Raw genomic sequence first — 26,562 nt, forward strand, 5'->3', positions numbered from 1 at the left:
ATGCAACCCTGGCTACGTCGTATCACTTTCTTCATACCTTGAAACGGTGCGAAGCGGTGTGCACCGGGACGGGCAGCTTAGCCAGCCGACCTGCACGCAGGTAGTCCGCAAACACGTAGTGCCGCGCGCGCCACACAACGCGGCCCGGCTACGGAAACTCGTGGTTGCCGTGAATGGATGGCGGCGCATAGAGTCCACCGCGACGGGCATTCCCCAGGTTCGAGCGGCGACGCGATTCGATGCGAGCGGCATCACCCACAACTCCAAGAACACCGTAAAGCAGCAACGAGATGGCGAGCTCTCCGCGATCCCTTTCAACGTACCGTGGCGGTGTGCGCGACCTGCTGGGCAATGCAGGCCGCTACAACGATCTGCTGCTCGCCGGGCTGCTGGTGGTCGTTGTCGCGCTGTTCGTGCTGCCGCTGCCGACACCGCTGCTCGACCTGCTGATTGCAAGCAACCTTGCGATCAGCCTGGTGCTGCTGATCGTCGCGATGTACGTGCCCTCGGCCTTGTCGCTGTCGACCTTTCCCTCGCTGCTGCTGTTCACCACGCTCTTTCGGCTCGCGCTCAACATCGCGTCGACCAAGCTGATCCTGCTGCATGCGAATGCGGGCCACATCATCGACACCTTCGGCAAGCTGATCGTGGGCAACAACGTGGTGGTCGGCGGCGTGGTGTTCCTGATCATCGCGATCGTGCAGTTCATCGTGATCGCCAAGGGCTCCGAGCGCGTGGCGGAGGTGGCGGCGCGTTTCGCGCTCGATGCCATGCCGGGCAAGCAGATGAGCATCGACGCCGACGTGCGCGCCGGCGTGCTGTCTTCCGCGCAGGCGCAAAAGCGCCGCCAGGTGCTGGAGCAGGAATGCCAGCTGCACGGCGCGATGGACGGCGCGATGAAGTTCGTGAAGGGCGATGCCATCGCCAGCATCGTGATCGCGCTGGTCAACATTCTTGCGGGCATCGCCATCGGCACGCTGATGCACGAGATGAGCCTGGGCGGTGCGTTGCAGCGCTACGCGATCCTCACCGTGGGCGACGGCATGGTGTCGCAGATTCCGTCGCTGCTGGTGTCGATTGCCGCGGGCATCGTCATCACGCGCGTGAGCACCGGCGACCGCCGCGACACGCAGCTTGCCAACCAGATCGGCCAGCAGCTCATGGCGCATCCGCGCGCGTTGATCATTGCGGGCCTGGCGGTCGCGAGCTTTCTCATCGTGCCGGGCTTTCCGAAGTGGGTGTTCGGCCTGCTCGCCGCGATCCTGCTGGGCCTGGGCTTCACCATGCGCATGCTGCGCCGGCAGAACCAGACGCCCGGCTGGATCTCTCACCGCGAAGGTGTGGCCTCTGAAGAAACCGATACGGACCATGCCATTGCCGCGCCGCTGGCGGTGCGGCTGTCGAGCGGGCTGCGCGGCGGCGTTGACCGCCATGCGCTCGACCAGCACCTGGCAACGGTGAAGACCGCGGTCGAAACCGATCTCGGCCCGGTGTTCCCGCGCCTGCAACTCGCCTATGCGGATGGCATGGCCGAGCACGGCTACCAGGTGCTTGTGCGAGATGTCGCGGTGTCCGAAGGCACGCTGCGGCCGGGCTGGCGGATGCTCGATCCGGCCGAAGCCGCCGCGCCGCCGTCCGGCGCCGAGGTGGCCGAGCCCTTCGGCCCGTTCCCGCGCGTGGTGTGGGTGCCGGGCGAAGAGGCCGGCTTCAAGACCTGGAACAACGAAGAGGTGGTCGGCCTGCACCTGCAGGATGCGGTGCGCCGCAATGTGCGCGACCTGATCGGGCTGCAGGAGGTTCAGCGCCTGCTGCATTCGGTGCAGCGCGATGCGCCCGAACTCGCGGCCGAGGTGTCGCGCGTGGCGTCCGGCCAGCGCATCGCCGAGGTGCTGCGCCGGTTGCTGCAGGAGGGCATTCCGATCCGCAACTTGCACGCCATCTTCGAGTGCCTCGCGATCTGGGCGCCGAAGGAGCAGGACGCCATCGCGCTGACCGAGCTGGTGCGCATCGACCTCGGCCGCTACATCACCAGCCGCTATGTGGGCCCCAACCGGCAGCTCGAAGCCATCCTGTTCGAGTCCAGCCTGCTGGAGCGCGTGCAGAACGCGATCGAGCGGTCGCCGCGCGGCAACCTGCTGCTGTTGAGCCCGGCGGTCACGCAGGACATCCGCGAACAGGTGCGCCGCATTCTCGGAACGGCTGCCACGCGCGTGGTGGCCATCGCCTCGTCGGATGTACGCCGCTACATCAAGACGCTGATCGAACCGGTGGCGCCATTGCTGCCGGTGCTGTCCTACCAGGAAGTCGACGAAGACGTGGCCCTGCAGCCGGTGGGCTGGGTCACCAATCCGCAAGCGCATTGATGAACATTTCCCCGTCCCCTTGGATGCACCGAAAAACAAGCCATGACACCGCAGAACATCCTGGACATCACCCGCGAAGGCCTGCTCCTCGTGCTGTGGATCTCGTTGCCCGTGGTGGTGGTGGCCACGCTCACCGCGCTCATCGTGGCGGTGCTGCAGGCCGTGACGCAGGTGCAGGACCAGAGCATCGGCCAGTCGATCCGGCTGATCGCGGTGATGGTCGCGATCATCGCCACGGCGGGCTGGCTCGGGCGCGATGTGATGCGCTTTGCCGAGCGGGCCTTCCAGACGCTGGGTTCGCTGCCGTGAAGCATTTCACCCGTTTCGCCCGCATGATCGCCGTCCGCATCAACCTTCTGCGCCAACAGGCCTTCCTGCTGTTCGGCTTCGCCGCGCTGATGCTGCTGGCCGCGCACCAGCAAAGCCAGGCCGCGGAGCTGCGCTGGAACAACCGGCCCTTCCAGATCGTCGCCAACGAGAAGCCGTTGCTGGACTTCCTGCGCGAGCTGGCGTCGTCGCAGAACGTCACGGCGGTGATCGATCCCAAGGTGGCCGGCGTCATCAGCGGCAAGTTCGCCGGTCCGGCACTGGCCATTCTCAACAGCGTGTGCTCGGTCAACGGCCTCACCTGGTACTTCGACGGTGCATTCCTCTTCGTGGACCTGGCTGCCGACGCGAAGAGCGAGGTGCTGCCCATCGCGGCGGAGAACGCCGGCCGCATCGCCGAGACGCTGGTGCGCCTGCACATCTCCGACGAGCGCTATCCGCTGAGCATCAGCGAGCGCGACGCCAGCGTCTATGTGACCGGGCCTCGCCGCTACGTGGAGATGGTGCGGCAGGCCGTGAAGCTGGCGGACCAGCGCACCGCGCTGGCCGAAGGCGCGGAGATCCGGCTGTTTCCGCTGAAGTACGCCTGGGCCTCCGACTTCAAGATCAACCGCTCCGGCAAGGAGACGGTGATTCCGGGCGTGGCCAATGTGCTGCGCAGCCTGTATGGCCGCAGCAGCAATCCATCGGGCGGCAGCGGGGGCCGTGCGCCGAGCGCGCCGTTCTCGGTCGGCGCCAACCGGCAGATCAAGCTGCGCAGCGGCGAGACCATCACCGCGCCCAAGATCGAGATGGCCGGCATGACGCCGAATGCCGAAACCGGCGGCGGCCTCGCGGGGCCGTCGATCGGCAACGAGCTGCCGCAGTTCCAGGCCGACACCCGCATGAACGCGGTGCTGGTGCGCGACATGCCCGACCGCATGGCGCAGTACACCCGGTTGATCGAGGCGATGGACGTGAAGCCGCGGCTGGTCGAGATCGAAGTCACGATCATGGACATCAGCTCCGACACGTTGAGCAGCCTGGGCATCGACTGGCGGCTGCACGGGCGGCATGGCGACCTGCAGATCGGGCGCGGCGACCGCGGGCAGATGACATGGGGCGGCACGGGCAGCGAGCTGGGGCAGGTCGGCGGCTCCGACAGCCTGGGCAATCCGCTCACGCCGCTGGGCAGCATGTTCACCGCCGCCATCGGCAACAGCGCGCGTAACTACCTGCTGGCCCGCGTGACCGCGCTGGCCACCAACGGCAATGCCAACTTCGTCGCCCGTCCGAAGGTGATGACCCTGGACAACACCGAAGCGGTGCTGGAGAACCTGAGCGAGTTCTACGTGCGTGTCGACGGCTTCCAGGACGCCGGGCTCTTCAGCGTGACGGCCGGCACCGCCGTTCGCGTGACGCCGCTGGTGATCGACGAGAAGGGCAGCCGTGCCGTGATGATGTCCATCGACATCGTCGATGGCGACCTGAGCGCGCAGTCGGTCGACAAGATCCCGATCGTGCGGCGCCGCACCGTCAACACGCAGGCGCTGGTGGACGAGGGCGCGAGCCTGCTGATCGCGGGCTATTCGTCGGAGGAGAGGAGCGCCGCCACATCGGGCGTTCCGGTGCTCAAGGACATTCCGGGCGTCGGCAATCTCTTCAAGTACAACGACAAGAAGCAGATCAACATGGAGCGCTTCTATCTGCTGACGCCGCGCCTCGTGCTGCCGGGCTCGACGGCCAACGTGCCGCAGCTGCCGCTGCCGGAAGTGGGAGGCTGAGCGTGCACGACCCTGACCTTGCCTTCGACGAGGAAACCGGTGCGCCGCAGCCCGAACCGGCCGCGGCCGCGGGTGCCGGCTGGTGCCTGCGCTTCCTGAGCGGCGCGGTCAAGGGCCGCACCATCGCGCTCAAGCCCGGACTCAATGTGCTGGGCTCAGGCGGCGAATGCGAGGTGATGCTGCCCGGCGGCGACGTGCTGCCGCGCCACCTGGCGTTCACCGTCGGCGAGCTGGTGGTGTCGATGCAGCGCCTGGGCACCGCTTCGGCGCGGCTGAACGGCCAGGAGATGCAGCAGCCGCGCAAGAGCGTGGTGGCGGGCGACGTCGTGAGCCTGGGGCAGATCGACTTCCAGCTGGATCGCAGCTACCCCGCCAACGCACGGGAAGACCGCATGTTCGCGCCCGCGCACGGCGCCCAGCCCGAAGGCGGCGTGCCGGTGCGCGAACCGGTGCCTTCATCGCGGCGCCTGGGCTATTGGGTGGGCGGGGTGATTGCCTTGCTGGCCGTGCTCGGGTTGGCTGCGGTGTCGCTCGGCGATGCGGGCTCCGGCGCGCGCGCCGCCGGCAGCGTGAATCTGGCCGAGGTGGAAAAGGTGCTCGTGCCTTTCCCCGAAGTGGAGGTGGTGGCCGCGCAGGGCGGGCTGTTCAGCGTGAAGGGCTACGTGGAGTCGAAGCAGCGCCGCGAAACCCTGCAGCGGGCGATGGCGCCTTTCGGCAGCAAGGTCAGCGTGAACGTGCATTCGGCCGAGGACATGGTCGAGCAGGCGCGCCGCTACGTGGCCGACCCCGGCGTGGCCGTCACCTATACAGGCCAGGGCCGGCTGGTGCTCACCGGCACGGTGGAAGACGCTGCGGTGCGACAGAAGATTCGCCGGCTCAGCGAAGACCTGCATCCCTCGGTGCTGGTCTCCGACAAGGTGCAGTACCGCGAGAAGCCGGCCACCGACAACAAGGACGCCGACATGCGCGCGCAATGGGACGGCTGGCAGAACCTGCTGCCCGCGCGCATGGTGAGCATCACCGAGGACGGCAACGGCCTGCGCCACATCCAGCTGTCCAACGGCAACCGGTATTACGAAGGCTCGGTGCTGCGTTCCGGCGCCGAGCTCAAGCGCATCGACGCCGACGGGCTGGTCCTGAGCGGCGGCGTGCCAGACAACAAACGCGCACGGTGAAGAAGAAATGGCACGACAGCCTCATCGCGCGCACCCCGGATTTCATGCGGCAGTGCATTCGCACTCTGCGTGGAATGGCTTCGTCCCGCCGGGACGGAGCGCTTCAAACCTCGTGAATCGTCCAACTTGACCAGGAGATAAATATGGCAGGCGCAGTTGACAGCTCTATCCAGCAGATGAACCAGGCCGCGGCGGACAACGCCCGTCTGATGTCGGCCAGCATGGCCGCTTCCACCAGCATCCAGGGCGCGGCGTCCACCGCGCACACGGTCAATGGTGCGAGCGCCGCCGGCGGCGAGGTGGCCAAGTCCACCGGCAACGACATCCGCCAATCGGCCAAGTCGTCGTAAGCAGGGCCCGCGCGTCGCCATGTGGCGGCGCGCGGCCTTTTTTCCCAAGGAGGTGAACCATGACCGATCCCACCGCACTGGTCGCAGCGGGCGCGCCGCCGGCCGAAGTGTCCGGGCCTGCCGCGCAGCAGCAGGCCACGACCGCCTCTCGCTTCGATCCAGGCGAGACCCGCATGTTCGCCAACATGATGCAGGGCGTGCAGGCGCCGCCTTCCTCGGTGGCGGCGCCCAGTGCGCTCGGCGACGCCGCCAAGGCGCTCGCGGCGCAGTTCTCCGGCAACGTGCGCTCCTACGAGGAAATGCGCCACAGCATGCTCGAGTCGATCGACATGTCCGACCCCATCAAGACCATGTTCGCGATGACCGACCACTCGATGGAGGCGCACATGATGTTCGCGAAGATGCACATTTCCACGGGCCTGGCGAGCGCCGCTACCAGCCTGTTCGGCACGCTGCTGAAAAACCAGCAGTGAGGATGCCGTGAACTTCTTCTTCGTCTTCTTCTCGCGCTCCTTTTCCCCCATTCCGCGCCGCGGCCGCTGGCTCGCGGTGCTGGCCTTGTTGCTCGCGCTGGGCGGCTGCAAGGTCGGTCTCTACTCCAATCTCAACGAGCAGGAGGCCAACGAGATCGTCGCCGCCCTGTCGGGCGAAGGCATCGACGCCGCCAAGAGCCGCGTGGAGGGCAACAACTGGCAGGTCGAAGTCGACGAAAGCCGCATGGGCGCCGCGCTCGACGTGCTGCGTGCCCAGGGCCTGCCGAACGAGCGCTACGCCACCATGGGCGAGGTGTTCCAGAAGCAGGGCCTGGTGTCCACGCCGTCCGAGGAGCGCATGCGCTACATCTACGCCATCTCGCAGGAGCTGTCGCAGACGTTGCGCCATGTCGACGGCGTGGTGTCCGCGCGCGTGCATGTGGTGATTCCGGCCAACGATCCGCTGAGCGAGAAGATCCGGCCTTCGTCGGCAGCGGTGTTCATCAAGCACCGGCCCGACGTGGACATCCGCCTCCTGGCGCCGGCCGTGAAGGACATGGTGGCGCACAGCATCGAGGGCCTCACGCACGACCAGGTGTCGCTGTCGCTGTTCGAGGCGCGCAGGCCCGCCGTTGCGGGCGCCGGTGTGCGCAATGCAGGCGGGGCGCAAGGTCAGCCGCTGGTGCTGGGCCTGTTCTCGACCTCTACCGCCGTGGTGCTGCTCGGCCTGCTGCTGCTGGCCGCCATCTGCCTGATGGCGCTGCCCACGCTGTTGCGCAGGCAGGGCCTGGACTGGCGCAGTTGGACGCGCCGACAGGTGTTCAGGCGCTGATCGCAGATGCCGGCATCGACCATCGCACCCGACACGCCGCAGGCCGCCCCCGGCCCGATGGATCTCGTGCGCCTGGTGATGCGTTTCAACCTGCACCCCGAGGCCGACCTGCATCCCAGCTGGCTGCCCGCCAACTGGCCGGCCCGCCACCGCATGCCCGCGCGGCTGGGAGAGGCCGGACGGGCGGTGCTCGCCAACCAGCTGCGGCGCGGGCCCTTGCCGGTGAACGGCACCGGCGACTACAACTTCGATGCGCGCCTCAAGCGCGTGGCGCTGCTCGATGCGGCGGCGCTGCGCCGGCTCGCTGCCTACCTGGGCTTTTGCGTGCACCTGCCGCTTTTCAGGCTGCGCGGCGGTGCCGGCGCGCAGATCCGCCGCCAGGCCCGGCGCTTCGATGCCGACGCGGTGGACTTCGTGCTCGAGCGCGTGCCGCAACTGACCGAACTGCACATGGACAGCGCCTTGCTGCAGCAGCGGCCCATCGCCACCGGCCGCGTGGTCGTCGAGCGCGGCCACCGCCTGCTGTTGGCGGCTGCGGCGACCGAGGGCGATGCGGTGCTGCAGCGGCTTCGCCACAAATTGCCGCGGCGCATCTCGTCGCTCGGCGTGCCGACCCTGCAGGCGCGCCAGGCCCAGCAACTCAACGAATTGATGCTCTCGTGCATCGTTCCCGAAAGACTGCCGCAATGGGACTGGCTTTTCTGATCACCACCGAGAACCTGCAGCTCCTGAGCGAGCGCAAGGTGCTCAAGGAAAACGAGTACGCGGCGCTGCTCGATGCATCGGCTGTGGTCGACACGGCGCGGCGCGAGGCGCGCCGCATCGTGCAACTGGCCACCAAGGAAGCCGAGGCCAGCCGCAAGCAGGGCTATGAAGAAGGCCTGCAGCGCGCCAAGGCCGAGTACGCCACGCAACTGGTGACCGACACCATGGCCGCCGAGCGGCAGTTGCACGCCTTGCGCGCCTCGATGGCGCAGATCGTCGTCAAGGCCGTGGGCCAGTTCATCGCCGATGCAGAGCCGGCGGCCCTGTTCGAGGCTGCGCTGCTGCGTGTGGACACCTTGATCCGCAACGAACCCTTCATCACCGTGCGCGTGGCGCCTGCACAGGAGCCCACGCTGCGCGACGTGCTGACGCGGTTGCATGCACAGGCCAACTGGACGATGACCGTGAACCTCGCGGTCGATCCCGCGTTGCCCGCGGGCGCCTGCGTGGTGCAGACAGCCTCCGGCGTGCTGGAGATCGGCGTCGATGCGCAACTGGAGGCCTTTCGCCGCGCGGTGGAGCGCAGCGGCATCGCCGATGCAGAGGGGAGCGGCCGATGAACCCGCTGTCCGAGGCGGCCTTGGGCGTCGTCGCCGACCTGGAGCAGGCTTTCGGCCGTGTCACGCCGGTGGCGATGCGCGGACGGGTCAGCAAGGCGGTGGGCATGCTGATCGACGCCTCGGGCATCCAGGCCCACGTGGGCGAACTCTGCGAACTGGTCACGCCGGGCGAGCCACCGCTGCTGGCCGAGGTGGTCGGCTTTCGCAACAACACCGCGATCCTCACGCCGCTCGGGCCGATCACCGGCATCTCGGCGCTGACCGAGGTGGTGCCCACCGGGCGCGGCCATGTCTGCCCGGTCGGCGCCAACCTCCTGGGCCGCGTGCTCGATGCGCTGGGCCAGCCCATCGACGAACGCGGCCCGCTGAAGACGCACATGCAATTGCCGGTGCACCGCGAGCCGGTGAGCCCGTTGGCGCGCCGGATGATCGATGCGCCGCTCGCAACCGGCATTCGCGCCCTCGACAGCCTGCTCACGCTCGGCGAGGGCCAGCGCGTCGGCGTGTTCGCGCCGCCAGGCGTCGGCAAGAGCACCTTGCTCGGCATGCTCGCGCGCGGCTCGACCGCGGAGGTGAACGTGATCGCGCTGATCGGCGAGCGCGGGCGCGAGGTGAAGGAATTCATCGAGCACAACCTCGGCCCCGAAGGTTTGGCCAAGACGGTGATGGTGGTCTCCACCTCCGACCGGCCGCCGATGGAGCGCATCAAGTCGGCCTACGTGGCGACCACCATCGCGGAACACTTTCGCGACCAGGGCAAGAAGGTGCTGCTGTTGGTCGATTCGCTCACGCGCTTTGCACGCGCACAGCGCGAGATCGGCCTGGCGAGCGGCGAGCCGCCGACACGGCGCAGCTACCCGCCGTCGATCTTCTCGATGCTGCCGCAGTTGCTGGAGCGCGCGGGGCAGGGCAAGACCGGCTCGATCACCGCCGTGTATTCGGTGCTGACCGAGGGCGACGAAGAGAACGACCCCATCGCCGAAGAGGTGCGTTCGATCCTCGACGGCCACATCGTGCTGTCGCGCAAGATCGCGGCGGCCAACCGCTATCCGGCCATCGATGTGCTGGCCAGCATCAGCCGCGTGATGCCCCTGGTGACCACGCCCGAGCACGGCGCGGCGGCGGCGCACTTCCGCAGCCTGCTGGCCAAGTACCAGGAGATGGAACTCCTGGTGCAGATCGGCGAGTACAAGCCCGGTGCCGATGCGCTCGCCGACGAGGCGATCCGCGCGCGGCCCGCAATGCTCGAATTCCTGTCGCAGCCCCCGGGCACCAGCCTGCCGTACGCCGAGTCGGTCGAGGCGCTGCAATACCTTGGCGAACGCGCGGGAGCGTCACGATGAGCGGCATCGACTGGAAGTTGCTGGTCGGCGTGCGCGAGCGCCAGAAGACCGTGGCCATGGGCATCGTCGCGCGCGACCGCGCGGCCGCCGACCAGAGCCGCGCCGAACTGCAGCAGGCCGAGGGATGGGCGCAGCAGCAGGTGCGGAACAAGGCCCTGCATTGGCAGTCGACTGTCGGTGCGCTGTCGCAGGGGCAGTGCAGCGTGGCGCAACTGCGGCATGCAGGCGCCTGGAGCGGTGCGCTCGACACGCAGATCGCCGAGGCCGCGCAGCTTGCCTCGCAAGCCGGGCAGGCCCATGCGCAACGCGAACAGACGCTCGATGCCAGCCGCCGGAAACTGCGCGCCGCCAGCGGCGACGTCGAGAAGGCGCAGCAGATGGCGCATCGCGCGCGCGCCGAAGAACTGCGCGTGCAGGAACAGCGGCTGGACGAGGCGTCCGAGGAAACCGCATCGCAGGCCTGGGCCGCCCGACGCCCGGCCTAGAGAAGCAAGTACAGGCACAGGAACACGCACTGCCATGGATTCCTCCATCGAACTGGCCAGCATCGAGCGGTTCTTCTCGTCGGTGGTGCTCACGCTGCCGCGGCTGTTCGCGATCTTCGCGGTCGTTCCTTTTCTCTCGGGCGGCATGATCACCGGCACCGTGCGCAACGGCCTCTTGCTGCTGCTCGCGCTGTTCATGTCGCCGGTGGCCGGCGACATGCCGATCGCTTCCATCGGCACCTGGGTGCTCATTGCCGGCAAGGAGGCTTTCATCGGGCTTTTGCTGGGCCTGGGCTTCGGCATCTTCATCTGGGCGGTGCAGAGCGTGGGCGACCTGATCGACTTTCAGACCGGCTCCAGCAACGCATCGTTCTTCGATCCGGTGGCCGGCCACGAGAACGGCCCCACGGGCGAATTCCTCGGCTGGATGGTGATCACGCTGTTCGTCTCGGCCGGCGGGCTGCTGGCCATGCTGGGCGTGATCGTCGACTCCTACCGGCTCTGGCCGGTGGCCTCGTTCTTTCCGAACCTGGGCCTGGTGATCGAGCAGTTCGCGATACGGCAGGGCGACACGCTGTTCCTGTGGATCGTGAAGCTCGCCTCGCCGGTGGTCTTCGTGCTGCTGCTGGTCGAGCTGGGCATGGGCCTCATCAGCCGCGTGGCGCCGCAGCTGAACGTGTTCGTGTTCTCGCAGCCCCTCAAGAGCCTGCTGGCGCACCTGATGATGCTGCTGTTCGTCTTCTTCGTATACGAGTCGCTGCAGGAATTCCTGCGGCCCGAGAACGGCGTGCTCGATTTCCTGCGGGCCACGCTCTAGGACCATGGCAGAGAAAGACCAGCCGCCCACACCCAAACGCCTGCGCGATGCGCGCAAGCGCGGCGAAGTGGTGTTCAGCAACGACGTGGCCTCGACCATCGTGTTCGCCGTGGTCGTGGTCTGCATGTGGCTGGGCGGCGGCACGCTCTACAGCCTCTTTCGCGAACTGTGGCTGCATGCCACCAGCACCAGCCTGCTGACGCAGCCCGACGATCGTTTCGGCGAATTGCTGCTGCACACCGGCGAGACACTGCTCTGGGGCACGCTGCCCATCATGGCCATCGCAGCGGTGGCCGGCATCGTGGGTTCGCTGGCCCAGGTGGGTGGCGTGGCCGCTTGGGAACGCCTGAAGCCCGATGTGAGCCGCATGAACCCGGCCCAGGGGCTGCAGCGCATTTTTTCCACGCGCAATCTCGTCAACCTGCTGAAGATGAGCGTGAAGACCGCGCTGCTCGCGGGCCTGATGTTCGTGGTGGTGCGCGGCTTCGTCGACACCTCGCTCAAGCTGGGCTACGCGAGCCCGGCCGCGATCATGACCGCCTCTGCCCACATGGTGCTGGTGGCCTTCGGATGGGCGGTGGTGATCTACGCGCTGATGGCGGCGGTGGACTATGCGCACGAGCACTTCGAGTTCATGAAGCAGCAGCGCATGTCCATCGACGACATCCGCCAGGAATACAAGGAAGTGGAGGGCGACCCGATCAACCAGTCGCGCCGCCGCTCCGCGCACTTCGAGGCGGTGTACGCGAGCCTGGGCGACCGGGTGCGCATGGCGTCGGCCGTGATCCATTCGGCGCGCACCGCCGTCGCCCTGCAGTACCTCGGCGAGAGCGACCTGCCGCGCGTGATCGCGCGCGGCGAAGGCGAAGTGGCCGCGCAGATGCGCAGGTTTGCCGGCGAAGGGCTGGTGCCGATGGAATTCGAGCCTTCGCTGGCCGAGCGCATCTACGCAGAGGTGCCGGTGGACCAGCCGATTCCACGTTCGTTGTACGCGCCGGTGGCCCGGCTTCTTCGGTGGGCGCAGGGCGATGCATGAGGCCGACCTCAATCCAAGCGACCCGGGCAACCCGGGCAGGCGGCGCTCGGGCGCGCCGCTGCGCCAACCGATTCGTGTGTCCCCAGAGCCTGCCCGCCGCGCGGGAGTGGGCTCCCGCAATTCAAAGGAGTTGAAACCATGACATCACCCGTTTCCGCCGGCCTTGCCACCCAGGGCCCCAATGACGCCGCCGCGCTGAGGGCCGCCGAGGACGCCGCGCGCCGCGCCGCCGAGGAGGCACGGCGCCAGGCCGAGGAAGCCCGCCGCAAGGCGGAAGAAGCACGCAAGGCCGCCGAAGCTGCCCGCAAGGCCGCCGACGAAGCGACCGCCAAGGCCAAGGCCAGCAGCGACAAGGCCGAACAGGACAACGCAAAGAAGTTGGAAGACACGGCGAAGGCCAAGGAGCAGGAGGCCGCCAAGCTGCAGGCCAAGGCCGTGCTCAAGGAGAAGGAGCAGGCGCTCGCGGAGTCGAAATTGACGGACGCCAAGCAGGGCGCGACCGCGCCCTCGCAGACCACGCGCGATGCGCAAACCAAAGTCCAGCAGGCGCAGGCCTCGGTGGATTTCTACGACAAGCCGACCGCGCCGGTGATGACCAAGCCCATCGACGCCGACGAGTTCGGTCAGGTCCGTCCCGGCGAAGGCCTGGAGCAGTTCGCGCGGCGAAGCGGCATGACGCGCGAGCAGATTCTTGCGCTCAACCCGCAGTTCGACCCCACCACGGCCAACAGCAACCCCGGAACGCCGCCTGCCGCACCCGGCAAGCGCGATCTCGACGGCCTGGAAGACAAGGAGTGGTTGCGCGTGAAGCCCGACGTGCTGGAGGCACCCGCCATGCCCAAGCCGCCGGCACCAGCCCTGCCCACCGCCGCCGACGTGACCACCACGCGCGTGGATGGCGCCACGCTGCACGAGGCGGCGATGACCGGCTTGATGAAGCAGTACGCCGAGGCGCCCGAAGGCTCCGACAAGCGCCGCTTCGCCATGCTCGTGCAGGCGCAGGGTGCGATCGATGGCGGGGTGACGCTGAGCGACGAAAGCTATCGCAAGGACATGCCTTCCAAGGTCATCACCAACGGCCTGATCGACAAGGACAAGGTGGCCGCGGGCCTGAAAGAGTTGACGGAGAAGCCCGAGTTCACCAAGGAGTTCGCGAGCGACTACCAGAAGCAGTTCGACGCGCAGTTTCCCAAGTATTTTCCGAACGGTGCAGCGCCCGGCGCCAAGCGCGATGCGCTGTGGGCCGGGCTCACGCATGGCGAAGGCAATTCGTACCCGGCCTACGGCCAGGGAGGCGGCACGCGCTCGCAGCCGCCTTACCTGGGCGGTTCCTTCTACACCCAGGGCAACGGACTGCCTTTCACGGCGGCCGATCAGGTCCGTGGCAACACGCTGATCGCCAATGCCCGGATACCCGGGACCTCCCCGCCGGCGCTGGTGCCGCCTCAATCGCCATTCCTTCTGGACAAGGGCGCCCCCTGGCTGGCCAATGTGCAGAAAAGCGTGCCGGGCAGCCAGCCCGTGGTGGACCCGCTCACCAAGGACCTGAGCCTGGAGGTGCTCGCTCAACTCAAGAAAGACGCCGGGCAGAGCGGCCAGATGCCGACCTTCGGCGGCCTGTACGCATCGGGGCCGGACAACGTGACGGTCAGCAAGCTCGATGCACAGCTGGCGGCCAATCATCCGGACCTCACGCCGCAGCAGCGCGCCGACGTCATCGGGCAAGGCTATGAGCTGCTGGGCATATCCGACCGCCAGGCCAAGCAATACGCGGCCGCCGCTGCGCCCTACCTGGAGGTGCGCAACGTCAAGCTGGACCAGCGCGACCAGTACAACGCCACCTACACGCAGAACCCCCCGCAATACGTGGCGTTGCGCAAGGACGCGCCCCAATCGGCCGTGGACGCGTGGAAGGCGCTGCAGAACACGACAGCCATGCGCGGCACGCTCGACACCAGCCTGAGCTTTGCCTTGCCGGAACCGGGTACGACCCCGGCCAAGCCCAATCCTGCCCTCGACACCCTGGGCAGCGACGACCTGAAGAAGGCCGTGGATGGCACGCTCGATGGCAAGTTGTCGCGCGAGTCGATTGCGCAGCAATACGCCGCCTATATGGATTCGCCCGACTACACGGCCTACCTGGATTCGCTCTCGCCCGAGGCGCGCGACGCCGCCGTGCAGAAGGACCTGCTGAACATCCAGGCCTTCGACCCCGAGCTCGCGACCAAGGCCGCCGACAAGATCGGCAACCGCGTGTTCGAGCAGACCTATGGCGGCGTACGGCCGAGCACCACCGACGACGACGCCGGCCAGGGCGCGACCTACGTAACCATCACGGCCATGCGCTGGTTCTTCCGCGGCACCGGGCAGGTCGTGGGCAACACGGCGGACAACTGGCGCGCGGCCGGCGAGCTTTTCAAGCTGATCAAGAAGGTCGATGCGCAAGGCGGGGATCCGGGCAACGTGCAGCAGGTCGAGAGCGAGATCACCCGGCAGCAAGGGGCGGGCGAAATCACGCCCGACGATGCGAAGTCGAAGCTGCAACTGCTGCGCTCCATCAACGACAACGGCGGATGGGCCAGCGCGGCCGGCATGATCAATCTCATCGTGGCGAACGACAAGTTCCACGATCCGCAGTTCCTGCAGAAGCTCAAGAACGGCGACACCAACGCGTGGATGCAGACCCTGACCCACGTGGACATCGGTTTGTCCTACGGCGAGCACTACCTCAAGCTCGGCGCGGCGACCGAGTCGAAGGTGTTCGGCACTTCGCACCTGGCAGATGCGGTGGGCCTGAAGTACAAGGGCTCCTTCGGCCAGGTCATCAACCAAGCCAAGGCGTCGTTCCGCCCGACCATGGGCGAGATGAGCGATGCGCTCAAGGACGTGAACCTGGCCGACAAGGACGCGGTGCAGAAAGCCCTGACCGACAAGATGAACCCGCAGCGCACGCTGTTCAAGGGCATCGAGTACGACAACGCGGGGATCGCCGAGAAGATATCCACCGGCGCGACGGAGTTGAAGCTCACCCCGGCGGAAATCGAGGCGCTGAAGGTCAACGGCGACGCACGCCTGGGCTTTCTTTCCATGGCCACGGGCGAGCAGGCGAGTTCGCCGCTGGGCCAGTCGATCGCCAAGCAGTCGAGCGCGCTGGTCAACGTGGACATGTCGGACGCCAAGGCCGTGGCCAACGCCCTGCAGGGGGCGGGCTTCGCCGCGAAGGATGCCGACTTCATCGGCCACCGCATCGCCGACACGCACACCTCCGGATCGGCGCGGCCGGGCACCCGCTTCGAGGCCTACGGCAAGCTGCTGAACGAAACCTACGTGCGTGCGCCCACTGGCTATCCGGCAGGCCTTGCGGCGGCGGGCAAGGCGACCGACGCCGCGGTGCTCGGCCGCTTCGCCATTGCACCGGAGGCCGCGACCGCGGCCACCGACGGCGCACGCGCATTGCGCTATGCGGCCTTGCCGATCAAGGGCGCCATCGCGGCACTTGACGTTGCGGCCGGTCCGCTGTCCGCGTACTTCGGCGTCTCGCACATCAAGGAAGGACTGGAGCAGGGCAACAACGGCTACGTGGCCGCCGGTTCGGTGGAGTTGCTGGGGGCCGCTTCCGTCACGCTGGGCGGGCTGGCCGAAGTCGGGCTGCTGGGCGGCGCCGCGGCCGGTCCGTTCTTCATCGTCGGGCTGGGACTCACGATCACGGGCTTCGTGATCTACGAACTCGCGAAGCCCTCGGAGATCGAGACCAACACCAAGTCGCTGCAGGACTACTTCAGGAACATGGAAGACGCGGGTCCTGGCGTGCTCGGCAAGGACTGGGAAAAGCAGGTCAAGGAATGGTCCGACGCGAACCAGACGGGCAGCCCCGTCATCCTTGCGCCCGGCCCCTTCGACGGGCAGCGGCGCGAGCCGGCGTCATCGGGCGTGGCCTGAGGTCTTCGGTTGGCGGTCGTGGCAGCGCTAGCCGACGATGCCGTTCCTGGCCGAAGGCGGCTGCAGCGCATCGAGCGCGGCGAGCCTTCGGTAGTCGCCGGGCAGCACGGCATAGGTGCTGAGAAAGGTCTTGTGCAGGTGGCTCTGGTCCGCGAAGCCCGCCGCGTGCGCCGCATAGGTCACGCGCGCGCCGCCGGCGATGAGGTCGCGTGCGTACTCGATGCGATGGCCCACCAGCATCTCGTGCGGCGTGAAACCCCATGCGGCCCGGAACCGCCTGTGCACATGCACCGGATGCCAGCCGACCGCCTCCGCGAGGCTGTCGAGGGTCATGCGCTGATGAAAGCCCGACGCGATGAGTTCGTAGAGCCGGTCCAGGCGCGCGTCGCCGATCTCGGGCACCTGCGCAGTTGCCGGCGCCAGCGGCGGAATCCATTGCGCGAGGCGCCGGCGCAACAGGTCGCGGCCCGCGGCAACGTCCTCCTGGTTGCCGGTGCTGGTGGGTTCGTAGAGCAGCCGGTGGCACTCGAGAAACTCGAGTCCCGCCGCCGCGTCGAGAAACACCGAAACGCCCGTGTTCTCTTCCACGCGCGCGATCCGTGTCTCGCCGAGCAGGGGGCTGATGCACCGGGCCACATCGAAGCTGCAATAGAGGGCATCTTCGCGCCATGGTGCCGTGCGCGCCTGCACCGAATGCCAGACATGCGGCGCGATGCGCAGCAGCGTGCCCGGCGGCACGACGGTGACGTGGTTGCCGGTTCGCACGCGCAGTTCGACATCGGACACCGAAAGCGTGAAGCCCACGTGCCGGTGAGGCCGCATCTCGCGGTGCAGGAAGCGGTTGGCAGTGAATTGAAGACCTGTGAGGTCAACGTCTCGCCAATAGCGGGAGGCAAGGAGGTCCATCGAAAGACGGGTTGAAGAGAGACTTCAGGTGTCGGGGCGTGAGGTGCAAGCAGCATGCCAGCGCCACCGCCGCGTGTGAAGGTTCGATCCTGCATGACCTGATGACCTGCGCGCATGGTTCAGGCGAAGGTATTCAGTTGTCGTACAGGGCCGCCTCCCATGGCGTCGCCGTGCGTGCGCACCGCGGCTGGAACGTGTGCGAAGCTAAGAATCTACAAGGCGCCGGAGTTGCGCTTTGGTAATTTGCCTGCAAGCCTGCGGCACCGGCCGGTGCACGCGGAACACCTATCGGGCATTCCATGATTCTGTCCACCATGTTGCAACGCGTCGCGGCGGCTTCGCTGCAGAAGACCAACGATTCCGAACCCGCACCGCCGCCGGGTGCTGACACCCAGCTGCCACCGGGGTGTCCGGCGCCGCAGTTCTATTCCGAGGAGCATCTCTACCTGCCGCCCGGCGTCGACCGCCATGGCGGCGGCGTGCCGAGCATCGTCGGCGACCTGCTGGAAGCACCCAGCATCGAAGCCCGCGCAGAGCTGGTGCGCGGCATGCTTCACACGCTCGACTTCGACTGGCTGGGCTACGGGGCGGTGGCATACATGCGCGGTCGATGGTGGCCGCTGAGCTTCTTCACCGCGTATGCGAACCCCGAATGGACCCGGCGCTACTTCGCGCAGAACTACTGCGGCGTGGACCTGCGCCAGCAGGGCGTGCCCGCATCGAGCCTGCCGCTGGCGTGGGACGTGGCCCAGCTCGAAGCGCTTGCGGCGCAGGCGCCCGAAGACCCCAGCGGCCTGCGGCAGCGCTTTCTCGGCGACCTGCACGCGAGCGATATCCGCAGCGGTCTTCTGTTTCGGCTGGCCTCGCCCACGCATGTGAACCAGCACACGGTGATCAGCCTGCTGTCGCGCAGGCCCGGGAGCCACTGGATCACCGACAGCGTGATCGGGCAGGGGTTGATCCTGGGCTTGAGCGTGCACGAGTACGTGTCGCGCCACACGCGCATCGTCGGTGCGCCGGGCACCGGGCGCATCGAGATCTCGGCGACCCAGCAAGACATCCTGCAGCACCTGCTGCAGGGCCGCAGCGACAAGGAGATCGCCAACCGCCTGGACCTGTCGTCGCACACCGTGGACTACCACATGCGCCAGCTGCGGCGTCGCTTCGCCGCGCGCAACCGGGTGCAGCTCGTGAATGCGGTGCAGCAGGGCGATAGCGACTTCGGCGTGCTTGGCGAGCTGTAGCAGCCCGGCTCAGGTGGCGCCAGCGCGCGGCATCGCCAGGACATGGTTCCTGTGCCTGCCGTCGCCAAGAACGAAGTCGGTGCTGCCGCGAACCACGAAGCCAAGCTTCTCGTAGAAGCGGCAGGCGCGCAGGTTCTGCACGTTGACCATGAGCCACAGGCCATCGTTGCCCGCGCGTGCCGCCCGCAGCAATGCGGAGCCCACGCCGTGTCGCGTGAACGGCGCCTGCACATACAGCTTGCAGAGTTCGGAATCGGCTTCGGGCGCCAAGGGCTGCGGCACGCCGGAGCGCACCAGCGCATAGCCGACGAGGCGGTCATCGACCTCGGCGATGTGCAGCGAGACATCGGGCGCATTTACCAGCGCGAGAAATTTCTTGGGCGTGAATTCCGACAGCACATAGCGCGCGAAGAGGTCGCTCACGCCCTCGGTGTAGGTGGCGAGCCAGACCTGGATCGACAGGGCGGCGAGGGTGTGCGCGTCGGCTGCGCGCGCAGGCCGAATGGAGATGGGAGGAGGTGTCACGGCGGCTCTTTTTGGGCGGCCCGATTCTGTCAGGAACGGCTTGTGCGCGCGACCACAACCCGGTTTCTACGACGCCTGAAGGTTCGCGCGGAATTTACTCGGCGTGGCGCCCGCCGCCTTGCGCATGAGGCGTCGCAGCGCCGTGGCATCTTCGTAGCCGACCTGCGTGGCCACTTGATCGATCGTCATCCGGCTGGTCTCGATCAGCATCCTGGCCCGCGACAGCCGCACGCTTTGCACCAGTGCGAGCGGACCCAGGCCCGTTGCAGCGCGCACGTGGCGGGCCAGCGTGCGCTGCGACATCGCGAACTCGTCGGCCAGGCGCGCGACGCTCGGTGGACGTGGCAGCGACGATTCGATGCGCTGCGTCAGGCGGCGGATCAGCTCGCTGCCGTTGGACATCATCGAGGGCACGACGAACGGCGCCTGCGCTTCGCGCCCATCGATCAGCAGCACCTTGCCGAGGGCATGGGCCAGCGACGGGCCGAAGCGCGTGCGCAGCAGATGGAGCATGAGGTCCGACTGCGCGAACGCAGCACCCGCCGTGCTGACCGGCCCATCGGCGCAGACCATGCGGTCGGCATCGACGTTGCAGCGAGGTTCGATGCGCCGCAGCTCCGGCGCGAGCCACCAGGTGGTGGTGGCGCGCCGGTCCTGCAGCACGCCCGCAGCCTGCAGCAGGAACACGGCGGAGCACGATGCGGCCACCGCGCCGCCTCGCGCGGCGTGGCGGCGCACGGCGGCGATGGCACGGGTGGCGCAGTCGTCGGCCAGGCGTTCGGCCAGATCGGCGGGGCGGTCGACGCCCAGGCCGGGAACGATCCATGTCGAGGTGTCGGGACGGGCGCGCGCAGCAATTGCCGAGGTCGCCACCTGCACGCCGCTGCTCAGCGGGACCATGCCGCCGTCCGGCGACACGACGCGCCATGTCGGCTTCGGCATCTTGAGGCCAGGCGCCAACCCCGCAGCGGCATCGAGCACGTCGAGCGTGATGGAAACACTGGTGGCAAAGGCTCTGGGCAACACCAGGACAGTGAAATCGTGCATGGCTTGAAACGCTTGATAAACGTCAAATTGGACACTGTCAGTCTAGCGACTCGCCACGTGTAATAGGCGCTTCGATCCACACCAAGACCCGCAGGAGCCAGCCACGATGCCCACGACGACACGCAACCTGAACCGGACCGATCCGCTCGAAGATTTCGAGCGGCGCGAGATCATCGTGGACGACGCGATGAAGAAGGTCTACGTCGCGGGCACCGGGCCGGCCGTGATCGTCATGACCGAGATGCCCGGCATCAGCCCGCACGTCGCGCGTTTTGCCCGCTGGGTGCGCGATGCGGGTTTCACCGTGTACATGCCATCGCTGTTCGGCCGTGACGGCGCGGTGGCGGATGCAGAAGAGGGCAAGGCCGTGTTCCAGCATGCCTGCGTGAGCGCCGAGTTCCGCGCCTTCGCGGTCAACAAGTCGAGCCCGGTGACGCGGTGGCTGCAATCGCTCGCGCGGCTGGCGCACAAGGAATGCGGCGGGCCGGGCGTCGGTGCCATCGGGATGTGCTTCACCGGCAACTTCGCGCTCACGATGATGCTGGAGCCTTCGGTGCTCGCACCGGTGCTGTCGCAGCCGGCATTGCCGCTGGACAACCCGGGGGGCATCGAGATATCGCCAGAGGAAATCTTGGCGGTGAGACAGCGCCTCGACCGCGAGGACCTGACCGTCATGGCCTATCGCTTCGAGGGCGACAAGTTCTGCACCGCGCAGCGCTTTGCCGCGTATGCCGAAGCGCTCGGCACCCGCTTCGTCGCACGGGTGCTGCCCGACAGCGCGGCCAAACAGGCGTCGCTGCCCTCATTCTTCGAACAGCTGGTGGCGAGCCCGCACAGCGTGGTGACGGCCCACCTCATCGATGAAGCGGGCCAGCCGACGATCGCGGCGCGCGACGAAATCCTTTCGTTCTTCGCGCGCCGGTTGATCTCCAAGTAGCCGAACGATCGATCAGGCCCGCGCCGAAGCGCAATCGCTCACGGGGCGACCGGTTTCCCGCCGGTCGAGCGACCGGCTCCAGAGCGCGATGGCCAGGCCCACGAGCGTGAGCAGCGCCGCCACCCAGCCCAATGCGCGCAGGCCCGGGCCATGGTCGATCACCGCACCGCCGACCCACGCGCCCAGCGCATTGCCGAGGTTGAAGGCCGCGATGTTGAGGCTCGATGCGAGGTTCTGCCCCGCGCCCGAGGCCTTCTCCAGCACCCGCAATTGCATCGGCGCCACGGTCGCGAAGGAGGCCACACCCAGCAGCCCGACAAAGACCACCGCGGTGAACGGCGTGCCGATGGTGAACTGCATCGCGCCGAGCACCACGGCCAGCGCCACCAGCGTGCCGAGCACGGCGGCCATCGGCGCGCGGTCGGCGAGCTTGCCGCCAAGGATGTTGCCGACCGCGAGGCCGCCGCCGAACACCAGCAGGATCGGCGACACAGCCGATTCCGAGAGCCCGGTGATCTGCGTCAGCAGCGGCTGGATGTAGGTGAACACCACGAACACGCCGGCAAAGCCCAGCACTGTCATCGCCAGGCCCAGCAGCACTTGCGGGCGGGCCAGCACGGCGAGTTCTTCGCGCAGCGGCGCGGGCTTGGCCTCGCCCTTCACGCGCGGCACGAACACCGCGAGCACCACGAGGGCCAGCACGCCGATCAGCGTCACCGCCCAGAAGGCCGAGCGCCAGCCGAACTGCAGACCCAGCCATGCACCCGCCGGCACGCCGAGCAGCGTGGCGGCGGTGAGGCCGGTGAACATGATCGCGATGGCCGAGGCGCGGCGCTCGGGCGCCACGAGCCCGGTGGCCACCACCGAGCCGACGCCGAAGAAGGTGCCGTGCGCGAGTGAGGTGATAACGCGCGCGGCCATCAGCATTTCGTAGTTGGGCGCGAGCGCACAGGCCAGGTTGCCGAGCGTGAAGATCGCCATCAGCGCGAGCAGCACGGTCTTGCGCGGCAGCTTGCGGGTGGCAATGGTGAGCACGGGCGCGCCGACCGCGACGCCGAGCGCATAGCCCGAAATCAGCAGGCCGGCCATCGTGATGGAGACATGAAGGTCCGTCGACACCTGCATCAGCAGGCCCATGATGACGAACTCGGTGGTGCCTATCCCGAAGGCACCGGCGGTGAGGGCAAGTAGAGCGATTGGCATGATGTCCTGTACTGTGCGGACATTCAGGGCCTGTGACTAGAATGCCGCCGGTACATGCACTTGTGATTTGAAGTCACAGAAAAGGAAGGCCCATGCCGCGCATCGACGTCAATCGCTCCGGTGAAATGGAGGCTTTCGTGCAGGTGGTCGAGTCCGGCGGTTTCTCCGCGGCGGCGCGTCTCTTGGACATGACCCCCTCGGCCATCAGCAAGCTGGTGGCGCGGCTCGAACTGCGGCTGGGCATCCAGCTCGTGCACCGCTCCACCCGCAAGCTGCAGCTCACGCCCGAAGGGCTGCATTTCTACGAGCGCAGCACCCGCGTGCTGGCCGACATGGACGAGGCCGAGCGCTGTGCCGCCGCAGGGGCCGCGCCGCGCGGGCGGGTGAGCATCAATGCCAGTGTTTCGTTCGGCCATCACAAGCTGGTGCCGCTGGTGCCGCGCCTGCTCGAGATGCATCCGGAAATCACGCTGGACATCGCGCTCACCGACCGCATCGTCGACCTGATGGACGAGCGGGCGGACATCGCGATCCGCTGGGGCCAGCTGCCGGCGTCCGACCTCGTGGCGCGACGCCTCGGCGAAACGAGCCAGGCCATCGTGGCTTCGCCCGGCTACCTCAAGAAATACGGCACGCCTCACACACCGCAGGAACTGGAGGCGCACAACCGGCTCGGGTGGAGCTACCGGCGCAACACGCCGGACTGGCCGCTTCGCGTGGATGGCCGGACGATCGCGATGCCGGTGGCAGGCCCGGTGCGCGCGGGCGATGGCGAAACGCTGCGGCAACTGGCCATCGCGGGTGCGGGCGCGGCGCGGCTGTCGCTGTATCACATCCAGCACGACATCGACGCCGGGCGGCTGGTGCCGCTGTTGGAGGAATTCAACCCCGGCGAGATCGAGCCGATCCACGCGGTCTACATCGGCAAGGCCGGCACGCTGCCCGCGCGGGTGCGTGCGGTGCTCGACTTCCTGGTCGCCTGCTCGGGCGTGGGCGACGGGCGCTACACGCGCAAGCGGACCGCGCCGATGCCGGGGAATTCGGCCGTCACCTGATCGCCTCGGCGGCACGGCAGCACGCCGACCCATGAGCCCGTTGTGACGACGGTGCCCGCGCGCGCGGTCTGCCCATGCCGCGTGATGTGACGCAGCCAGATCGGCAGCAGCCACGCCGGGTCGGCCAGCGGATGGGTGCCTTCGCGCACGACGACTTCGCCATCGCCGATGCGCGTTTCGCAGCGTTGCGAAGCCCAGTCGATGGCGGCGTAGGGTTGCCATTCGCCGAGCACCAATGCGCCATGGACTTGCGAGTCGGCCAGGCGGAGCAGGGCGGGTGTGGAGGCGAGGTCTTGCCAGCGCGAATCGACGATTTCGATGGAGACGGCCATCGCGTCGATGAGCGAGGCCGAGTTGTCGTGATCGAGTTTGGCGGCTTGTTCAGGGGTCACATCCTGGCCGAGCCGCAACGCGATTTCGGACTCGATGCCGGGCGTGTGGAACACGAGGTCGTCGAAATTCGCGGGGCTCTGGCGCACGCCTAACGGAGGCAGCGGCGCATGCGTGAGCGTCACGCTGCGCGAGCCGCCGCCGGATTTCCAATGGCCGGGGACGGTGCCGTCGTCACCGAACCAGTCGAGCGCTGCGGCCACGGCGTCCTGCACTTCGTAGGCCTGGGCTGCGTCTTGCAGCGCATCGGTCCAGGGGGCGGCATCGAGGGTGCGGTTGCTGCGGCGTGCGGCGATCAAGGCGTCGGCGAGGGCGGTCATTTGTGGGTTCATCTTTGGATTTTGTCAGTTGCTCTGTTCAGGGCGAGTGCGAAGGCCACCGGGTACTCCCCTCCGCGAATGTCCCCCGGCTTCGCCTCCTCCTTGATTTCGCTGCGTGGAGCACCCGATGCCCTTCGCACTTGGACGCGCTGCTGGCATATCGCTGATCAACGACCGCTCTGAAAACGAGCACGCCGATGGGGTGCCTTGCGCAGCGAAATCAAGGAGGAGGGGCGAAGCCCCGGGGGACATTCGCGGAGCAAGGTACCCCGTCGGCGTGATCGTTTGCCCCGAACAAAGACCTCAGGTTTCCACGTGCACGTTGCCGTCCTTGACGACCTTCGCCCACTTGGCAATTTCAGTGCTGATGAACTGCTTGAACTTGTCCTGCGAACCACCGCCGTCTTCCGCGCCGTAGGTGTCCATGCGCTCCTGCACATCGGGCATTGCGAGCACGGTATTCACATCGCGATTCACCTTCTGCGCAATCGCAGGCGGCAGCTTGCCCGGGCCGACAAGCCCGTACCACGTGGTGGCCTCGAAGCCTGCGAAGCCTTGCTCCTGCATCGTCGGCACGCTCGGGTGGCCCTTGGCGCGCTTGGTGCGCGTCTGGGCGACAGCGATCACGCGGCCGTTCTTCACGTGCGGCGTCGCGGCCGTCATTGTCTCGAAGCTGTACTGGATCTGACCGCCCATCAGGTCGGCAAGCAATGGGCCGCTGCCTTTGTAGGGCACATGCAGTGCATCGACGCCGCCTTGCAGCTTGAACATTTCCAGCGCGAGGTGCTGCGCCGACCCCGCACCGGCCGAGCCGAAACTCACCGTGCCGGGCGCGGCCTTGCAGGCGGCCACGATGTCTTTCACGCTCAACGCCTTCTGCCCCGGATTCGCGATCAGCAGGTTGGGCGTGACGCCCACGAGCACGATCGGCACGAAGTCGCGCTCCACGTTGTAGCGCAGCTTGGGCTGCAGGCTGGGCGCAAGCGCATGGCTGTTGATGTGGGCCATCAGCAGGGTGCTGCCGTCGCTGGGTTGCTGGGCCACGTAGTCGGCCGCGAGCACACCGGCGACGCCGCCCTTGTTCTCGACGATGACCTGCTGGCCCCACATCACGGTGAGCTTCTGCGCAACCACGCGCGCGAGCGCATCGGTGCCGCCGCCGGGTGGAAAGCCCACCACGATGCGCACGGGCCCCGAGGGCCACTTCCTGTGCGAAGAGCCGGGGCACGCCCAGCGTGGCGGCCGCGGCGCCGGCGGCTTGAATGAGGGAACGTCTTTGCATCATCTTTGTCTCCGTGGTGTTGGGGTCCGATGCGTGCCGGCCTGTCGACAGGTCCGGCAAGGTGGCGGCCGCCGCATCGTTCGAGCGATGCGTTGCGGCCGGTGTGTCGCAGGCCTAGGCGGCTTTCTGCAAGCCGACGGGCGCCGCCGCGTGGTTCGCGAAATGGTCCATTGCCGCTTGCACGCCGCTGCCTGCGAGCTTGATGCCCGAGAGCTTCATGCCCATCTCGACACCCGCGACCATGGCCACGAGGGTCAGGTCGTTGCTGTCGCCCAGATGGCCCATGCGGAACATGCGGCCCTTGAGCTTGCCGAGGCCGGTGCCGAGCGAGAGGTCGAAGCGCTGATGGATCAGGCGGCGCAGCGCGTCGGCATCGACGCCTTCGGGCGTGATCACGCCGGTGAGCACGGGCGAGTAGACGGCAGGGTCCGCGCACTGGATCGGCAGGCCCCAGGCGTTGACCGCGGCGCGCACGCCGGCGCCCCAGCGCTGGTGGCGCGCGAACACGTTGTCCAGCCCTTCGCCCAGGATCATGTCGAGCGATTCCGACAGGCCGTAGAGCAGGTTGGTGTTCGGCGTGTAGGGCCAGTAGCCGTCCTTGTTCATCTCGACGATCTCGTCCCAGGCCCAGAAGGCGCGCGGAAGCTTGGCGGTCTTCGAGACTTCGATCGCACGCGGCGAGAGCGCGTTGAAGCTGATGCCCGGCGGCAGCATCAGGCCCTTCTGCGAGCCGCTGATGGTGACGTCCACGCCCCATTCGTCATGCCAGAAATCGGCGCTCGCGAGACCCGAGATGCTGTCGACCATCAACAGGGCGGGGTGGCCGGCCGCGTCGATGGCCTTGCGCACCGAGGCGATATCGGAGGTGACGCCGGTGGAGGTTTCGTTGTGCACCACGCACACGGCCTTGATCTTCTTCTCGGTGTCCTTGCGAAGGCGTGCCTCGATGAGTTCGGCCTGCACGCCGCGGCGCCAGCTCGGCGCATTCGGCAAATGTTCGTCGGTGCCGGCGAGCGCGAGGAATTCGGTCGAGAGGCCGAGGCGCGTGGCCATCTTCTGCCAGAGCGAGGCGAAGTGGCCGGTCTCGTACATGAGCACGTGGTCGCCCGGGCTCAGCGTATTGGCCAGGGCGGCTTCCCACGCGCCGGTGCCCGAAGCGGGATAGATCGCGACCGGATGCTTCGTCTTGAAGATCTGCTTGATGCCACCGAGCACCTTCAAACCCAGCGTGCCGAACTCGGGCCCGCGGTGGTCGATGGTAGGCAGGCTCATGGCCCGCAGGATGCGGTCGGGCACCGGGCTCGGACCGGGAATCTGGAGGAAATGGCGGCCGGTGGGATGGATGTCGAGTTGCAGCATGGACTGTCCTTTCGCTTTCAGTTTTGCATTCAAAATTGATTTGCGTATGCTGGTTTACCCTGAATT

General features: G+C 67.5%; 23 protein-coding genes and 1 pseudogene. 17 read left to right on the plus strand and 7 right to left on the minus strand.

The window, feature by feature from the left end; genetic code table 11:
* Nucleotides 1-290: 290 nt before the first annotated feature.
* From sctV to QF040_RS05920, 14 genes are all read left to right on the plus strand, one after another.
* Nucleotides 291-2,363 carry a type III secretion system export apparatus subunit SctV gene (gene sctV / locus QF040_RS05855; protein WP_429610206.1) on the plus strand — a complete coding sequence of 691 codons (2,073 nt, stop codon included), beginning with the start codon at nt 291-293 and terminating at the stop codon, nt 2,361-2,363.
* A 42-nt stretch (nt 2,364-2,405) separates the two neighbouring features.
* The gene (gene sctS / locus QF040_RS05860) at nt 2,406-2,672 is read left to right on the plus strand and encodes a type III secretion system export apparatus subunit SctS (protein WP_307644886.1); all 267 of its coding nucleotides are present in this window, start codon (nt 2,406-2,408) and stop codon (nt 2,670-2,672) included.
* Complete coding sequence (gene sctC / locus QF040_RS05865; RefSeq protein WP_429610207.1) at nt 2,669-4,453, plus strand: type III secretion system outer membrane ring subunit SctC; 1,785 nt, start codon at nt 2,669-2,671, stop codon at nt 4,451-4,453. The genes sctS and sctC overlap by 4 nt, the downstream gene beginning before the upstream one ends.
* A gap of 2 nt (nt 4,454-4,455) precedes the next feature.
* On the plus strand, nt 4,456-5,628 hold the full coding sequence (locus QF040_RS05870; protein ID WP_429610208.1) for an FHA domain-containing protein: 1,173 nt from the start codon (nt 4,456-4,458) through the stop codon (nt 5,626-5,628).
* A 143-nt stretch (nt 5,629-5,771) separates the two neighbouring features.
* Complete coding sequence (locus QF040_RS05875; protein ID WP_021004014.1) at nt 5,772-5,978, plus strand: hypothetical protein; 207 nt, start codon at nt 5,772-5,774, stop codon at nt 5,976-5,978.
* Nucleotides 5,979-6,037: 59 nt separating this feature from the next.
* On the plus strand, nt 6,038-6,451 hold the full coding sequence (locus tag QF040_RS05880; RefSeq protein WP_307644883.1) for a hypothetical protein: 414 nt from the start codon (nt 6,038-6,040) through the stop codon (nt 6,449-6,451).
* Between the two features lie 7 nt (nt 6,452-6,458).
* Nucleotides 6,459-7,283, plus strand: a complete 825-nt coding sequence (gene sctJ / locus QF040_RS05885) for a type III secretion system inner membrane ring lipoprotein SctJ (protein WP_429610211.1) — start codon at nt 6,459-6,461, stop codon at nt 7,281-7,283.
* 6 nt (nt 7,284-7,289) lie between these two features.
* A complete protein-coding gene (locus tag QF040_RS05890; RefSeq protein ID WP_429610212.1) occupies nt 7,290-7,988 on the plus strand; it encodes a SctK family type III secretion system sorting platform protein in 699 nt (232 codons plus the stop codon).
* A complete protein-coding gene (gene sctL / locus QF040_RS05895; protein WP_429610213.1) occupies nt 7,970-8,608 on the plus strand; it encodes a type III secretion system stator protein SctL in 639 nt (212 codons plus the stop codon). Before QF040_RS05890 ends, sctL begins: the two co-directional genes overlap by 19 nt.
* Nucleotides 8,605-9,951 (plus strand): FliI/YscN family ATPase, encoded by a 1,347-nt coding sequence (locus tag QF040_RS05900; protein WP_429610215.1) that lies wholly within the window; start codon nt 8,605-8,607, stop codon nt 9,949-9,951. Before sctL ends, QF040_RS05900 begins: the two co-directional genes overlap by 4 nt.
* Nucleotides 9,948-10,436, plus strand: a complete 489-nt coding sequence (locus QF040_RS05905; RefSeq protein WP_429610216.1) for a serine kinase — start codon at nt 9,948-9,950, stop codon at nt 10,434-10,436. Before QF040_RS05900 ends, QF040_RS05905 begins: the two co-directional genes overlap by 4 nt.
* A 34-nt stretch (nt 10,437-10,470) precedes the next feature.
* Nucleotides 10,471-11,253: a type III secretion system export apparatus subunit SctT gene (sctT, locus tag QF040_RS05910; RefSeq protein ID WP_307644878.1), complete on the plus strand. Its 783-nt coding sequence runs from the start codon at nt 10,471-10,473 to the stop codon at nt 11,251-11,253.
* 4 nt (nt 11,254-11,257) lie between these two features.
* A complete protein-coding gene (locus tag QF040_RS05915; RefSeq protein ID WP_429610218.1) occupies nt 11,258-12,289 on the plus strand; it encodes an EscU/YscU/HrcU family type III secretion system export apparatus switch protein in 1,032 nt (343 codons plus the stop codon).
* A 138-nt stretch (nt 12,290-12,427) separates the two neighbouring features.
* A complete protein-coding gene (locus QF040_RS05920; RefSeq protein ID WP_429610219.1) occupies nt 12,428-16,228 on the plus strand; it encodes a hypothetical protein in 3,801 nt (1,266 codons plus the stop codon).
* A 27-nt stretch (nt 16,229-16,255) separates the two neighbouring features.
* Here the strand turns inward: QF040_RS05920 and QF040_RS05925 are convergent, their stop codons facing one another.
* On the minus strand, nt 16,256-17,032 hold the full coding sequence (locus QF040_RS05925; protein WP_429610220.1) for a helix-turn-helix domain-containing protein: 777 nt from the start codon (nt 17,030-17,032) through the stop codon (nt 16,256-16,258).
* 401 nt (nt 17,033-17,433) lie between these two features.
* Between QF040_RS05925 and QF040_RS05930 the strand changes: the two genes are divergently transcribed.
* The gene (locus QF040_RS05930; protein ID WP_429610221.1) at nt 17,434-18,378 is read left to right on the plus strand and encodes a LuxR C-terminal-related transcriptional regulator; all 945 of its coding nucleotides are present in this window, start codon (nt 17,434-17,436) and stop codon (nt 18,376-18,378) included.
* A 9-nt stretch (nt 18,379-18,387) separates the two neighbouring features.
* On the opposite strand, the gene QF040_RS05935 is transcribed toward QF040_RS05930, so the two are convergent.
* Entirely contained in the window at nt 18,388-18,903 is a 516-nt protein-coding gene (locus QF040_RS05935; RefSeq protein WP_429610222.1) for an N-acetyltransferase family protein, read from the minus strand.
* 66 nt (nt 18,904-18,969) lie between these two features.
* Nucleotides 18,970-19,950 (minus strand): GlxA family transcriptional regulator, encoded by a 981-nt coding sequence (locus QF040_RS05940; protein WP_429610223.1) that lies wholly within the window; start codon nt 19,948-19,950, stop codon nt 18,970-18,972.
* A 106-nt stretch (nt 19,951-20,056) separates the two neighbouring features.
* On the opposite strand from QF040_RS05940, the gene QF040_RS05945 reads away from it, so the two are divergent.
* Nucleotides 20,057-20,887: a dienelactone hydrolase family protein gene (locus tag QF040_RS05945; protein ID WP_429610224.1), complete on the plus strand. Its 831-nt coding sequence runs from the start codon at nt 20,057-20,059 to the stop codon at nt 20,885-20,887.
* Between the two features lie 12 nt (nt 20,888-20,899).
* Here QF040_RS05945 and QF040_RS05950 read toward each other — a convergent pair whose 3' ends face one another.
* Nucleotides 20,900-22,090: an MFS transporter gene (locus QF040_RS05950; protein ID WP_429610225.1), complete on the minus strand. Its 1,191-nt coding sequence runs from the start codon at nt 22,088-22,090 to the stop codon at nt 20,900-20,902.
* A gap of 92 nt (nt 22,091-22,182) precedes the next feature.
* On the opposite strand from QF040_RS05950, the gene QF040_RS05955 reads away from it, so the two are divergent.
* Nucleotides 22,183-23,145, plus strand: a complete 963-nt coding sequence (locus QF040_RS05955) for a LysR substrate-binding domain-containing protein (RefSeq protein WP_429610227.1) — start codon at nt 22,183-22,185, stop codon at nt 23,143-23,145.
* On the opposite strand, the gene QF040_RS05960 is transcribed toward QF040_RS05955, so the two are convergent.
* The 3 genes and pseudogenes from QF040_RS05960 to QF040_RS05970 all read right to left on the minus strand — a co-directional run bounded on the left by QF040_RS05960 (nt 23,094) and on the right by QF040_RS05970 (nt 26,496).
* On the minus strand, nt 23,094-23,855 hold the full coding sequence (locus tag QF040_RS05960) for a 2-keto-4-pentenoate hydratase (protein WP_429610228.1): 762 nt from the start codon (nt 23,853-23,855) through the stop codon (nt 23,094-23,096). The two genes, QF040_RS05955 and QF040_RS05960, sit on opposite strands and share 52 nt — an antisense overlap.
* A 303-nt stretch (nt 23,856-24,158) precedes the next feature.
* Nucleotides 24,159-25,137, minus strand: a pseudogene (locus QF040_RS05965) (Bug family tripartite tricarboxylate transporter substrate binding protein).
* 114 nt (nt 25,138-25,251) lie between these two features.
* Nucleotides 25,252-26,496: a pyridoxal-phosphate-dependent aminotransferase family protein gene (locus QF040_RS05970; RefSeq protein WP_429610230.1), complete on the minus strand. Its 1,245-nt coding sequence runs from the start codon at nt 26,494-26,496 to the stop codon at nt 25,252-25,254.
* Nucleotides 26,497-26,562 lie beyond the last annotated feature (66 nt).

The organism is Variovorax sp. W2I14 (genome assembly GCF_050435205.1).
GTDB lineage: Bacteria > Pseudomonadota > Gammaproteobacteria > Burkholderiales > Burkholderiaceae_C > Variovorax > Variovorax paradoxus_C.

What these genes read in the sequence shown, in the direction of transcription:
- QF040_RS05955 (WP_429610227.1), top strand. Translation starts at nt 22,183, where the DNA reads ATGCCGCGCATCGACGTCAATCGCTCCGGTGAAATGGAGGCTTTCGTG.
- QF040_RS05940 (WP_429610223.1), bottom strand. Translation starts at nt 19,950, where the DNA reads ATGCACGATTTCACTGTCCTGGTGTTGCCCAGAGCCTTTGCCACCAGT.
- QF040_RS05905 (WP_429610216.1), top strand. Translation starts at nt 9,948, where the DNA reads ATGAGCGGCATCGACTGGAAGTTGCTGGTCGGCGTGCGCGAGCGCCAG.
- QF040_RS05920 (WP_429610219.1), top strand. Translation starts at nt 12,428, where the DNA reads ATGACATCACCCGTTTCCGCCGGCCTTGCCACCCAGGGCCCCAATGAC.
- QF040_RS05915 (WP_429610218.1), top strand. Translation starts at nt 11,258, where the DNA reads ATGGCAGAGAAAGACCAGCCGCCCACACCCAAACGCCTGCGCGATGCG.
- sctL (WP_429610213.1), top strand. Translation starts at nt 7,970, where the DNA reads ATGGGACTGGCTTTTCTGATCACCACCGAGAACCTGCAGCTCCTGAGC.
- sctV (WP_429610206.1), top strand. Translation starts at nt 291, where the DNA reads ATGGCGAGCTCTCCGCGATCCCTTTCAACGTACCGTGGCGGTGTGCGC.
- QF040_RS05970 (WP_429610230.1), bottom strand. Translation starts at nt 26,496, where the DNA reads ATGCTGCAACTCGACATCCATCCCACCGGCCGCCATTTCCTCCAGATT.
- QF040_RS05900 (WP_429610215.1), top strand. Translation starts at nt 8,605, where the DNA reads ATGAACCCGCTGTCCGAGGCGGCCTTGGGCGTCGTCGCCGACCTGGAG.
- QF040_RS05930 (WP_429610221.1), top strand. Translation starts at nt 17,434, where the DNA reads ATGATTCTGTCCACCATGTTGCAACGCGTCGCGGCGGCTTCGCTGCAG.
- sctT (WP_307644878.1), top strand. Translation starts at nt 10,471, where the DNA reads ATGGATTCCTCCATCGAACTGGCCAGCATCGAGCGGTTCTTCTCGTCG.
- QF040_RS05960 (WP_429610228.1), bottom strand. Translation starts at nt 23,855, where the DNA reads ATGACCGCCCTCGCCGACGCCTTGATCGCCGCACGCCGCAGCAACCGC.
- QF040_RS05950 (WP_429610225.1), bottom strand. Translation starts at nt 22,090, where the DNA reads ATGCCAATCGCTCTACTTGCCCTCACCGCCGGTGCCTTCGGGATAGGC.
- QF040_RS05880 (WP_307644883.1), top strand. Translation starts at nt 6,038, where the DNA reads ATGACCGATCCCACCGCACTGGTCGCAGCGGGCGCGCCGCCGGCCGAA.
- sctS (WP_307644886.1), top strand. Translation starts at nt 2,406, where the DNA reads ATGACACCGCAGAACATCCTGGACATCACCCGCGAAGGCCTGCTCCTC.
- QF040_RS05890 (WP_429610212.1), top strand. Translation starts at nt 7,290, where the DNA reads ATGCCGGCATCGACCATCGCACCCGACACGCCGCAGGCCGCCCCCGGC.
- QF040_RS05945 (WP_429610224.1), top strand. Translation starts at nt 20,057, where the DNA reads ATGCCCACGACGACACGCAACCTGAACCGGACCGATCCGCTCGAAGAT.
- QF040_RS05875 (WP_021004014.1), top strand. Translation starts at nt 5,772, where the DNA reads ATGGCAGGCGCAGTTGACAGCTCTATCCAGCAGATGAACCAGGCCGCG.